This window comes from Arthrobacter sp. CAL618, assembly GCF_000468215.1.
GTDB lineage: Bacteria > Actinomycetota > Actinomycetes > Actinomycetales > Micrococcaceae > Arthrobacter_D.
Map to the genome: position 1 here is coordinate 4,522 of NZ_ASZW01000227.1, position 12,383 is coordinate 16,904.

8 protein-coding genes and 1 pseudogene (1 of these 9 running past the window's edge) are annotated in these 12,383 nt (G+C 64.5%); 5 read left to right on the forward strand and 4 right to left on the reverse strand.

Annotated elements, in window-relative coordinates; translation table 11 throughout:
* From K728_RS19455 to K728_RS0113510, 3 genes and pseudogenes are all read left to right on the forward strand, one after another.
* Nucleotides 1-1,981, forward strand: a pseudogene (locus K728_RS19455) (DEAD/DEAH box helicase); it begins 837 nt to the left of the window's first position.
* Between the two features lie 32 nt (nucleotides 1,982-2,013).
* Nucleotides 2,014-3,672, forward strand: coding sequence for an amidohydrolase (locus tag K728_RS0113505; RefSeq protein ID WP_024477043.1), 1,659 nt, complete (start codon nucleotides 2,014-2,016; stop codon nucleotides 3,670-3,672).
* A 411-nt stretch (nucleotides 3,673-4,083) separates the two neighbouring features.
* The gene (locus K728_RS0113510) at nucleotides 4,084-4,815 is read left to right on the forward strand and encodes a polyprenol monophosphomannose synthase (RefSeq protein ID WP_024477044.1); all 732 of its coding nucleotides are present in this window, start codon (nucleotides 4,084-4,086) and stop codon (nucleotides 4,813-4,815) included.
* Nucleotides 4,816-4,991: 176 nt separating this feature from the next.
* Here the strand turns inward: K728_RS0113510 and K728_RS0113515 are convergent, their stop codons facing one another.
* The 4 genes from K728_RS0113515 to K728_RS0113530 all read right to left on the reverse strand — a co-directional run bounded on the left by K728_RS0113515 (nucleotide 4,992) and on the right by K728_RS0113530 (nucleotide 8,020).
* On the reverse strand, nucleotides 4,992-5,339 hold the full coding sequence (locus K728_RS0113515) for an RNA polymerase-binding protein RbpA (RefSeq protein WP_024477045.1): 348 nt from the start codon (nucleotides 5,337-5,339) through the stop codon (nucleotides 4,992-4,994).
* Between the two features lie 211 nt (nucleotides 5,340-5,550).
* A complete protein-coding gene (locus K728_RS0113520) occupies nucleotides 5,551-6,486 on the reverse strand; it encodes an SPFH domain-containing protein (RefSeq protein WP_024477046.1) in 936 nt (311 codons plus the stop codon).
* Between the two features lie 82 nt (nucleotides 6,487-6,568).
* The gene (locus tag K728_RS0113525; protein ID WP_019482724.1) at nucleotides 6,569-7,048 is read right to left on the reverse strand and encodes an NfeD family protein; all 480 of its coding nucleotides are present in this window, start codon (nucleotides 7,046-7,048) and stop codon (nucleotides 6,569-6,571) included.
* Nucleotides 7,049-7,168: 120 nt separating this feature from the next.
* A complete protein-coding gene (locus K728_RS0113530) occupies nucleotides 7,169-8,020 on the reverse strand; it encodes a putative RNA methyltransferase (RefSeq protein WP_024477047.1) in 852 nt (283 codons plus the stop codon).
* A gap of 132 nt (nucleotides 8,021-8,152) precedes the next feature.
* Here K728_RS0113530 and K728_RS0113535 point away from each other — a divergent pair, with 132 nt between their 5' ends.
* Nucleotides 8,153-10,132 (forward strand): S9 family peptidase, encoded by a 1,980-nt coding sequence (locus tag K728_RS0113535; protein ID WP_084442897.1) that lies wholly within the window; start codon nucleotides 8,153-8,155, stop codon nucleotides 10,130-10,132.
* A gap of 254 nt (nucleotides 10,133-10,386) precedes the next feature.
* The coding region (locus K728_RS0113540; protein ID WP_024477049.1) for a daunorubicin resistance protein DrrC at nucleotides 10,387-12,383 on the forward strand (1,997 nt) is incomplete at its 3' end.

Below are 12,383 nucleotides of genomic sequence, written 5' to 3' on the forward strand. Positions count from 1 at the left end.
GAAGCGGCCGCCAGCGGCAGCGTCACGGGTCAGGCGTGCCACCCGGCCACAGGTGATCAGTGCCCTGGACCGGGACGGTCTCCTGCCAGCCATCACGTTCATCTTCTCCCGCAACGGGTGTGAGGCGGCGGTCAGCCAGTGCCTCGACGCCGGCCTGTGGCTCACCACCGAACCGGAACGCGAAATCATCAGCCAGCGGGTCGACGAAGCGGCGGTGGACCTGCCGCCCGAGGACCTGGCCGTCCTCGGTTTCTGGGAGTGGCGGGAGGGCCTGATCAGGGGCTTCTCAGCCCACCACGCCGGGATGCTTCCCACCTTCAAGGAAGTAGTGGAGAAACTCTTTGCGCTGGGACTGGTGAAGGCGGTGTTCGCGACCGAGACCCTGGCCCTCGGCGTCAACATGCCAGCCCGTTCGGTGGTGCTGGAAAAGTTGGACAAATTCAACGGCGAGGCGCACGTCAACGTCACGGCGGGGGAGTACACCCAGCTGACGGGGCGGGCTGGCCGACGCGGCATTGATGTGGAAGGGCACGCCGTCGTACTGTGGCAGCCGGGGACGGACCCGGGAGCTGTGGCGGGTCTCGCCTCCCGGCGGACCTACCCGTTGAACTCGAGCTTCAGGCCCACCTACAACATGAGCATCAACCTCGTCGCCCAATTTGGCCAGCACCGATCCCGTGAGATCCTCGAAACCTCGTTCGCCCAGTTCCAGGCGGACCGGTCGGTGGTGGGACTCGCGAAACAGGTGCGGACCCGTGAGGAGTCGCTGCGGGGCTATGAGCAGTCCATGACCTGCCATCTCGGCGACTTCACCGAATACTCGAGGCTTCGCCGTGAAATTTCCGATCTGGAGGATCGGGCAGCGAAAACCAACTCGCGGAGCCTGCGCTCGGCGGCGGCTTCGTCGCTCGAAATGCTGCGACCCGGCGACGTCGTCGACGTGCCGGCAGGACGCAGCCAGGGCTATGCGGTGGTCCTCAGCTCCGACACCTCACGGGAGCCCCGCCCAACGGTCCTCACCGAAGACAAGCAGCTCCGTCGGGTCGGGGTGCAGGACCTCAGCGGGCCCCTTGAGGTTCTCTCCCACATCAGGATCCCCAAAAACTTCAACGCCCGCAGTCCCAAAGACCGCCGGGACCTGAGTTCGTCGCTCCGGAACGCACTCCATGACAAGCGTCCACCCCGCCGCGGTCCCGGCCAGGACGGTTTCCTCTCCGGTGCCACCGAGCGCCAGGAGGCCGCCATCGCAGAGCTGCGACGCAAGCTGCGGTCCCACCCCTGCCACGGGTGCAGCGACCGGGAGCAGCACGCCCGGTGGGCTGAACGCTGGTGGAAGCTGCGCCGCGAGACTGACCGGCTGGCCGGTCAGATCAGGGGCCGCACCAACACGATCGCAAAAACCTTCGACCGGGTGTCGGACGTCCTCCTGCACTACGGGTACCTGCAGGACACCCCGTCCGGGACCACCATCACCGCTGCCGGCCGTAAGCTGCGCCGGGTCTATGGGGAGAAGGACCTGCTGATCGCGCTCTCCCTCGAGCATGGCGCCTTCGAAGGACTCGACGCCGCCGAGACCGCCGCTTTGGCCTCGGTGCTGGTGTACCAGGCCAAACGGGAAGAACGCGGCCTACGCCCGAAAATGCCCGGCGTAGCACTCGACCCGTCGATCGACGTCGTCGTCCGCCAGTGGTCAGCCCTGACCGATCTGGAGGAGCAGTTCAAGCTTCCGGTCACCGGTGAACCCGAGCTGGGTCTCGTCTGGCCCATGCACAAGTGGGCTAGGGGCAAGGCCCTGCAAGCTGCGCTGAGCGGAACCGAACTGGCGGCCGGCGACTTCGTGAGATGGACCAAACAGGTGGTGGACCTGTTGGATCAGCTCGCCAAAATTGATGATCTGCCTCCCGGCCAACGCCGTCTGTTTATCGACGCGATTGGCCTGATCCGTCGCGGTGTGGTGGCCTACTCGGCCATCAGCGACTAACCACTTATGCCCACCATCTGTCTGGAGCACGAATGACCCCGACCCGCCCAATTCTGTACCGTAACGGCTCCGTGTATAGCGCCGCAGACCCGTTCGCCACCGCGATGCTGGTCGACGGCGACACGGTCGCCTGGATCGGCTCCGAGCATGCGGCCGAATCGCTGGCCGATGCCACCATGACCGTCGTTGACCTGGCCGGCGCCCTCATCACCCCGGGCTTCGTGGACTCCCACGTCCACACCACAGAGACCGGTCTGGCCCTGGAATCCATCGACCTTTCCTCCTGTACCGGCATCACTGACCTGCTGGACCGGGTCGCAGCGGCGGCGCGCATCGGCGTCAGCACCGTGTTGGGGCACGGCTGGGATGAGTCGCGGTGGCCGGAGCGCATGGTCCCCACCGCCGGGCAACTGGACGCAGCCGGCGGAGGTAAGCACGTCTATCTGGCCCGCGCCGATGTCCATTCGGCGGTGGTTTCCGGGTCCCTCGCAGCTGCGCTGGACCTGGCGAACCTCGACGGCTGGGACAACGGCTTCGTGGTGCGCGACGCCCACGTCACGGCGCGGCTGGCCTCGCGGGATCTGGCCGACGGCGAACGCTCCGCCTACCAGAGCGCTGCGCTCCGGCGGGCCGCGGCCAACGGAATCGTGGCGGTCGCAGAGATGGGCGCGCCCCATATCTCACCGGTCGCCGACCTCCAGGCATTGCTCCGGATCGGCCAGGACCCCCTGGGGGAGCAGCTCCCGGAGATCCTGCCGTACTGGGGACAGCCTGTTACGTCGGTCACCGAGCTTCAGGAGGTGCTGGACCTGTTCGGTGGCAGCCTGGCTGGCATCGGCGGAGACCTCAACGTGGACGGTTCCCTTGGTTCCCGGACCGCGGCGCTCCGGGAACCCTATGCCGATGACGTCCATCGGGGTTCGGTTTTCCTCCAGGCCGACGCCGTCGCAGCGCATCTGGGTGCCGCCACCAGCATAGGAATGCAGGCAGGGTTCCATGTCATTGGGGACGCCGGCCTGGACGTGGTCCTGCAGGGTCTCGCCCTGGCAGCCGATGCCGAGGGCATCGAGGCGGTCCGGCGGGCACGCCACCGCCTGGAACACGTCGAACTCGCCGACGCTGAGGCTATCGCCCGACTGGTGCATTTTGGGGTCACCGTCAGTGCCCAGCCGGCCTTCGATGCGCGTTGGGGTGCTGCCGACGGGTTGTACAGCCAGCGCCTCGGAGCTGCGCGGATGACCGGGATGAACCCGTTCGCGAGCTTCCTGGCGGCAGGGGTCCCGCTGTGCTTCGGTTCCGACAGCCCCGTGACATCCCTCAACCCGTGGGCCACCCTCCGGGCGAGTGTGATGCACAACAACCCCGCGCAACGGATCTCCGCTCGCGCAGCCTTTATCGCCCACACCCGGGCCGGTTGGCGGGCCGTAGGCACGGGAAACCCGTTGTTGGGCCAGCTTGTCCCTGGTGCTCCGGCGTCGTACGCCGTGTGGGAGGTGGAGGAGCTGATGGTGCAGACGGCTGACAGCAGGGTGCAATCGTGGAGCACCGACCCCAGGGCGGGGACACCGCTCCTTCCTGCCCTCGATACCGGCGCGGACCCGGTGTGTCTTGAGACGGTCCATCGGGGCCGACAGTTGTTCCAGGCCCCAGGTTTCAACGAAATTTCATCGCCCCTACGGTCAGTGTCCTGACCTGCACAAACAAGTGTTTACGCAGGTCAGGGGGCTGTTGACACTCGCTCCACAGCACGTAAGCTGTGGAGTCAACGGGTCAGGAACTCAGAGAAGATTCACTGACCCGACCGAGCCGATTCAACGCAGGTCCTAGGCAGCCACCGTTTTTCAGTGGGCCTCGCCGCGCGTCACGGCATCGGTACCCCGGAACGGGTAGGTTCGCGCGTCAGTAGAAAACAGCTGTGATTCTTGGATCCGTGCTGGCCCGAAGGCGCGCGGATCTACCCGACCCTCCACGGCATCCCGATTCGATCGGCCTGGTGGCTCTTTTTCTGTCCCCCGCGGGCATCCAATATACTGGGCGTTTGGTTCCGGGCCCCGGGATCCGTGCGCCACGGCGTATCAGCTACGTGATCGAAGGTTGCCTGAGTGCGAGTCGTCACCATCATTCCCACCTACAACGAGATCGAGTCGCTTCCCCTGACAGTCGAACGACTGCGCCGGGCCGTACCTCACTCCGACGTCCTGGTGGTGGACGACAACAGCCCTGATGGTACCGGCGGGCTCGCCGACACCCTGGCAGGTGCCGACCCGCAGATCCATGTCCTGCACCGCACGGGTAAGGCGGGTCTGGGAGCCGCGTACATCGCGGGATTCACCTGGGCGCTGGACGCTGGCTACGACGTACTGGTCGAGATGGATGCTGACGGCTCTCACCGGCCCGAGCAGCTACAGTCCCTGCTCGACAAGGTGGCTGACGCCGACCTCGTCATTGGGTCGCGGTGGGTCCCCGGCGGCAGCGTGGTGAACTGGCCGCGACGCAGGAAATTACTCTCCCGGGCCGGCAGCACCTACTCCAGGCTGATGCTGGGCATCGATGTCCGGGATATCACCGCAGGCTACCGTGCGTTCCGCCGGGAAACCCTCGAAAAGGTTGAGCTGACAACCGTTGACTCGGTGGGGTACGGATTCCAGGTGGACATGACCTTCCGGGTGGCGACGCTGGGCCTGAAGATTGTTGAGGTGCCGATCACTTTCGTGGAACGGGAGTTCGGGGCATCGAAGATGAGTGGCGGAATTGTCCTCGAGGCCATTGCCAACGTCACCCGGTGGGGACTCGCCGCACGGTGGCGGGCACTGACCTCGCGCGACAAGAAGTAGCTTCCACAACCCGCCAGGACAGAAACGCCCCGCAGTGTCAGGGTTGCCGGTTCCTTCCGGCAATTCTTGCTGTCGGGGCCGCTTCTGGGGCTGGCGGGCACGAAAAAGCCGGGCTGACCCTGAGGGTCAACCCGGCTTTTTAACTTCCTATACCGCTAGTCCAACTTCCTGTACTGCTAGGCGGACTGGCGCTCTCCGCGGCGTTCCCGCAGGATGGTCAACCGATCCTGGAGGATCTGCTCCAGCTCGTCCATGCTGCGACGCTCCAGCAGCATGTCCCAGTGAGTACGTACTGGCTTGTCACCTGAGGTGTCGGGGCGTTCCCCGTCCACCAGCAACGCTTCCTTACCGGTTTTGGAAACCCAGACCGGTGGGACGTCAGCTTCCGCTGCAAAAGTGACGAACACCCGCTCGCCGTCTCCGCAACGGTATTCAACCCGCTGCCGTGGAGCTGGCTCAACACCGGATTCAGTCTCCATGCTTTGCGCTCCGAGGCGCATACCGCGCAAGCTACGATCGCTCATGTAATCTCCTACTCAACAATTTGGCATCCGTAACGGCGGATGATGGCGCGGTAGTGGCTACCGCAACCTGCCACTTACATAACGCTGTGGACGTGACGTCTGTTCCCGATCTGACCAGCGAAAGTACGGCAAACACCCAATTATACGCCGCGGCAGGGCACAAAAAGAAACCGGACAGCCGACGCGAGCCAGCCGTCCGGTTTCTACGGTGTCAGGCGCTGTGGGTACGGGACGGGCTACCGCCGTCGGGCGCATCAGCGGTCGCGTTGCCCAGGACGTTACCGATACCCTTGAGCGCTTCACCCACCTCACTGGGAATAATCCACAGCTTGTTAGACGATCCTTCGGCGAGCTTGGGAAGGGTCTGCAGGTATTGATAGGCGAGGAGCTTCTGGGTCGGGTTGCCCTTGTGGATGGCATCGAACACCTTCTGAATGGCCTGCGACTCGCCGTCGGCGCGGAGAATGGCCGCCTTGGCGTCACCTTCCGCGGCGAGGATGGCGGCCTGTCGCTGGCCCTCGGCTGTGAGGATCTGCGACTGCTTGGTTCCCTCGGCAGTCAAAATGGCTGCGCGGCGGTCCCGCTCGGCTCGCATCTGCTTCTCCATCGAGTCCTGGATGGACAGGGGAGGATCGATAGCCTTCAGTTCCACCCGGGATACCCGGATGCCCCAGCGACCGGTGGCCTCATCAAGCACTCCGCGCAGTTGGCCGTTGATCTGGTCGCGGGAGGTCAGGGCCTCCTCAAGGTTCAGACCACCAACCACGTTGCGCAGGGTGGTGGTGGTGAGCTGTTCCACGGCCTGGATGTAATTGGCGATCTCATAGGTAGCCGCCCGAGGATCAGTGACCTGGAAGTAGACCACCGTGTCGATCGAAACCACCAGGTTGTCTTCGGTGATGACGGGCTGGGGAGGGAATGACACCACCTGTTCGCGCAAGTCCAGCAGGGGCAGCAGCCGGTCCACGAAAGGGATCAGGATGGTCAACCCAGGTTGGAGGGTTCGCTGGTATTTTCCGAGCCGTTCCACCACACCGGCGCGAGCCTGCGGGACAATTCGCACCGACTTCACCAGCACGACCAGAACGAAAATGATCAGGGCAATCAGGACGACTGTCAGTCCGATTGCCCCTGCGTCGGTAGGCATATGTTCCCCTTTTGGTAGGTTGGCGCGCTCGTTGGGTAAGTCTGGGCAACCGTGGTTGGGCGGCCCGTCTGGGCAACCGCGTCTAGACAGCCCCGGAGTCGGCAGCTTGCGGGCGGGCGGGGGCACTGATCAGCGCGGTGGCACCGTCGATTCGGGTGACGGCGACACGTTCGCCGGCGGGAATTAGCGACCCGTCGAGGGTCCGGGCCGACCAGGTGTCACCGCCGATCTTCACGGTGCCGGATTCGCCGGTCACGATGTCGAGGGTGAGAGCCGACTCCCCGATGAGTCGGTCCACGTTGCTGAGCTGTTCGGGGGAGCCCCGCTTGAGGTGTTTCAGCGCCACCGGGCGGACCACCAGCACCATCAGGAGCGACACCACGCTGAAGATGATGACCTGCAGGAAGAACGCCGCGCCGAGGAAGGTGCTGATCATGGCTGCGAGGGCACCCATCGCCATCATGACGAAAAACAGGTCAAGAGTCAGGGTTTCCACTGCGGCAAGACCAAGGAAGAGAACCAGCCACAGGATCCAGCCGTTCTCCAAAAGCCACTCAAACATGTCTTCCCCTCTGGCTAAGGCGCCGTGAGCGCATACTGCGTTCTTCAATCATGCCAAAGCGGGGTGCGGAAACCTAGGGGTCGAGGCCTCAGCGGACCGGTTGTTATCGATCCGCAAGCCTCAGCGGTCCTGGTGCCGCCGGAAAACCTGGACGGTGAACCGGGCACTGGCTAGAGTCCGTTCGGGGAGCACCGCCAAATCCGCCCACAGGTCTTCTGGGACCAGATGGTGGCCAGCCGGGCCCATCAGCGCGACATTGTAGATATCGGTGCGGGACAGCTGCAGGGAGAGCTCAACGGTTGCCGAATCGGCCTCGTCGAACAGTCCGGTCAGGCTGGTTGCCACCGCCGTGGCCTTATCCGGGCGCACCTCAAGCAAACCGGCGTCGTCGGCGATTTCGGCAAGGTGCCCCGGCAGGGGGGTGACAACGACCAGCACACCGCCGTGATTCAGCACGCGATGGAACTCTTCGGGGTTGCGGGGCGCAAAAACGTTGAGGATGATGTCAACCCCTGAATCACGCACCGGCAACTGCCGCCACACATCCCAGACCACGCACACGCCGTCCCGCAGGATTCCGGCTGCCCGGCGCAGGGCGAACTTCGAAATATCGAGGGCCAGCACCGCGGCCCCGGGATGTCGGCGCTCCAGTTCGGCCAGGTAGTATCCGGTACCGGCACCGGCGTCGAGGATTACCCTGGGCTCGGCGACGTGCCGTTGCGCCAGGTCGGCCACAACCGCCTGAAGTGGGCCGTAGTGGCCTGCGCCGAGAAAGTCGGTTCGTGCCTGCACCATCACTGCGGTGTCCGACTGGAATTCGGTGCCCCTGCCAGTGAGCAGGTTGAAGTAGCCCTGCTTTGCCGCATCGAACCGGTGACCCGCCCCGCACACCAGCGCGCCCGCGCCGTCCAGGAGTCCTAGCGGCGCTGCGCACACGGGGCAGCACAACAGGTTCTCCGGAAGGTGGGGCATAGATTCATCCTAGGGCCGGAATTGGGAACACCCAGCGACTGATCTAGTCTCGGACTTGTGAAACCACATGAGCTGAATCACCTCCAGTCCGTAAGTTCACCGTCGATCTCACCTGATGCGCAGCGTTGTGTTGTGTCGGTGACCCGACCCGATTTCGATGCCGACAGTTATGTTGGGCAGCTGTGGGACATTGCGGTTCCCGGGGGCGCCGCGCGACGGTTGACCCGCGGTTTCCGCGACACCGCACCCCAGTATTCGCCGGACGGCACCGCCATCGCCTTCCTCAGGGCAGAGCCCGGCGGCAAGCCTCAGCTGATGATCGTTGACAGCCGCGGCGGCGAACCCCAGCGCCTGACGGACCAGAAAATGGGGGTTGGCTCGTTCAGCTTCTCGCCCGATTCGTCGAAGCTCACCTTCACCTCCCGCGTTCCGGAGCACGGCCGCTACGGGACCGTCGACGGCGTCGGCCCCGGGCTGGAGGATCCCCGCCTGATCAGCACGTTCAAGTACCGGATGAACGGGCTGGGCTATTCGCTGGACAAACGGACCCAGATTTTTGTTCTCGACGTACCGAGCCTCGACGCCGAACCTTTCGTGGAACCGGTCGGCAGGGCAAAGGAAGCTGCGGTGGACCCGGCTGGCAGCGAAAAGCCGGCAGCCAAGGAGAAGGCAACCGGCAAAGGGCTTCCGGAGGCCGTGCAGCTGACCACGGCAGACGCGGATCACAACGAGCCTGTTTTCACCCGCGACGGGCGCCGCATCCTCTTCACCGCGGCGCTGCATTCCGACGCCGACACCACCCTCTACACCGATGTCCATTCGATGGCGGTGGATGGGTCCGACGTCGTGCGGCTCACCAACCGCGGCTCCGGCACCCGGCTGGGCTGCAGCCGGCCGGTCGAAAGCCTCGATGGACACTGGCTGTTCTTCCTGGGCAGCGACCTTTCCGAGGACGGGCTGGACTTCCTGGCCCGCAACACCGCGCTCTACGTTGCTCCAGCCGCTGCACCCGGCGAAGCTCGGGCCATCACCGATGCCGAGACCGTGGACCTGGGCGAGGTGGGGGACATCGTGCCGCGCGGCGCCGATTCGGTGCTCGTCTTTAACCGGACCCGAGGCCGCGGCACCCTCCTCGAAGCCTCCGCCGACGGGACCGTCAGCACCCTGCTCGACGGCGAACTCATCGTGACGGGTGCAGCGGCTAAGGGCGACCTGGTGGTTGCCGCCTATACCGACCCCACCACGATGGGGGATCTGGCAGTAGTGTCCGGGGGCTCCCTCAAACCGCTCACAGACCTCTCCAACGACCTCCGGATGCAGACCGCAGTGGTGGCACCCAAAGAAGAAACCTTCACGGCCAGCGACGGGCACAGCGTGCATGGCTGGGTGCTGGAACCCGAGGGCGAGGGGCCCCACCCGGTCCTGCTCAACATTCACGGCGGCCCGTTCGCCCAATATGGCTGGGGATACTTCGACGAGTCGCAGGTGTATGTCAACGCCGGGTACGCCGTCGTCATGTGCAACCCGCGGGGAGCGGCCGGGTACGGGCAGGAGCACGGCCGCGTGATCAAGGGAGCGATGGGTACCGTTGACCTCCTCGATGTCCTGGGCTTCCTGGACGGCGCACTGGAGAAATACCCGTCGTTTGATCGGGACCGGCTGGGCGTCATGGGCGGGTCCTACGGCGGCTACCTGACCGCGTGGACCATCTCCAAGGACCATCGGTTCACGGCGGCAGTGGTCGAACGCGGCTACCTGGATCCGCCGTCGTTCGTCGGTTCATCGGACATTGGCTGGTTCTTCTCCGATGCCTACACCGGCAACGATCCTGATCAGGTGAGGGCACAGAATCCGTTTGCACACGTCGACAAGGTGCAGACCCCCACCTTCGTGGTCCACTCCGAGGAGGATCTGCGCTGCCCGCTGGAGCAGGCTCAACGCTATTACACGGCGTTGAAGCTGCGCGGAGTGCCAACAGAGCTTCTGGTGTTCCCGGGCGAGACCCACGAATTGTCCCGCGCCGGATCACCGTGGCACCGTCGGCAGCGGTTTGAGCACCTTCTCAACTGGTGGGCCAGATACCTGCCGACGGCGAAGAACCAGCAGCCGTAAGCGGCTAGCCCACAGCGGCTAGCTCACAGCGGCTGGCGGCAGCGCAGCATGGCGGGGGAGCAGGATCTTAAAGCAGGCGCCCCAGCCCGGTCGGGAGACCACCGTTGCGCTGCCGCCCGTGCATAACCGGTTGCCACCGTGCCGTCACCTGGAGCAGAATCAGACGATATCGAACGTACTGTTGGATGCTGGTGCGCACGAGGCTAGCGACGCCGTTGGGAGCCGCTGCGGCGACCCCGGCAGTAGGAGAGACGATGAGCACGTCGACGACGACGACCGACCCACACGAGTTACCCTCGCACACCGCCGACCAACATGATCTGATCCGGGTTCAGGGTGCCCGTGAGAACAATCTCAAAGACCTCTCAGTCGACATTCCGAAGCGCCGCCTGACGGTTTTTACTGGCGTGTCCGGATCGGGCAAGAGTTCCCTGGTGTTCGCGACCATCGCTGCCGAGTCGCAGCGGATGATCAATGAAACCTACAGCGCATTTGTCCAGGGATTCATGCCCAGCCTGGCGCGCCCCGACGTCGACCGCCTGGAAGGCCTGACGACGGCGATCATCGTCGACCAGGAGCGGATGGGCGCCAATCCACGCTCGACGGTTGGCACCGCCACCGACGCCAACGCGATGCTCCGGATCCTCTTCAGCCGCCTTGGCTCACCGTATGTGGGACCGCCGACGGCGTTTTCCTTCAACGTGCCCACCCGTAAGGCCAGCGGAGTGATGAGTACCGACAAGGGCGGCCGGGTGGAGAAAAGCGTGGTCAGGGATGCCGTCTATCTGGGTGGCATGTGTGCACGCTGCGAGGGCATGGGATCGGTCTCCGATTTCGACCTGACGGCGCTCTTCGACGAGACCAAGTCGCTGGGGGAGGGAGCACTCACTATTCCCGGGTACAGCATGGACGGCTGGTACGGCCGGATCTTCAGCGGTGCAGGGTTCGACATCGACAAACCGCTGGCCAGCTTCACCAAGAAGGAACTCGACGAGCTCCTGTACAAGGAGCCGACCAAGGTGAAGGTCGAGGGCATCAACCTCACATTCGAGGGAGTCATCCCGAAGATCCAGAAGTCGATGCTGTCCAAGGACGTTGAGGCGATGCAACCTCATATCCGAGCGTTCGTGGAGCGGGCCATCACCTTCCAGCCGTGCCCCGAATGCCAAGGCACCCGGCTCAGTCCTGAAGCCAGATCCTCGACGATTCAGGGCAAGAACATCGCCGATCTGTGCATCATGCAGATCGATGAGCTGGCGGCCTGGGTGCGTGCGTTGCAGGAACCGTCCGTGACGCCCCTGTTGAAGGGCTTGCAACACCTGCTGGATTCTTTCGCGGAGATCGGGCTGGGATATCTATCGCTTGACCGGCCGGCCGGCACCCTGTCCGGGGGAGAGGCTCAGCGGACCAAGATGATCCGGCACCTCGGTTCCTCGCTGACCGATATCACCTACGTTTTTGATGAGCCGACCATCGGCCTGCACCCGCACGACATTCAGCGGATGAACGGGCTGCTGATCCAGTTGCGTGACAAGGGAAATACGGTGCTGGTGGTGGAGCACAAACCCGAGACCATAGCCATCGCTGATCATGTGATCGATCTGGGTCCTGGCGCTGGCACCCAGGGCGGCAGCGTCTGCTTCGAGGGCAGCGTCGATGGCCTGCGTACCAGTGACACCATCACCGGTCGACACCTCGACGACCGGGCAGCTGTCAAGGCAACGGTGCGTCAGCCCTCGGGCAGCCTGGAGGTGCGCGGCGCAGCAACCCACAACCTTCAGAACGTGGACGTTGACGTGCCGCTGGGTGTGCTCTGCGTAGTCACGGGGGTGGCTGGTTCAGGTAAGAGTTCGCTCATCCACGGGTCGGTCGCCGGACGCGAGGGTGTGGTGGTGATCGACCAGGGCGCCATCAAGGGGTCGCGCCGCAGCAATCCCGCCACCTACACGGGACTCCTCGAGCCGATCCGAAAGGCTTTCGCCAAAGCGAACGGCGTCAAACCGGCCCTGTTCAGTTCCAACTCCGAGGGTGCCTGCCCCACCTGCAACGGTGCTGGCATTATCTTCACTGAACTCGGGGTCATGGCCACTGTCGAGTCCACCTGCGAGGACTGCGAGGGGAGAAGATTCCAGGCGTCGGTCCTTGAGTACGCCCTGGGGGGACGCAACATCGCCGAGGTACTTGCCATGTCGATGACCGAGGCTGAAACCTTCTTCGGCGCGGGCGACGCCCGCACCCCGGCCGCCCACAG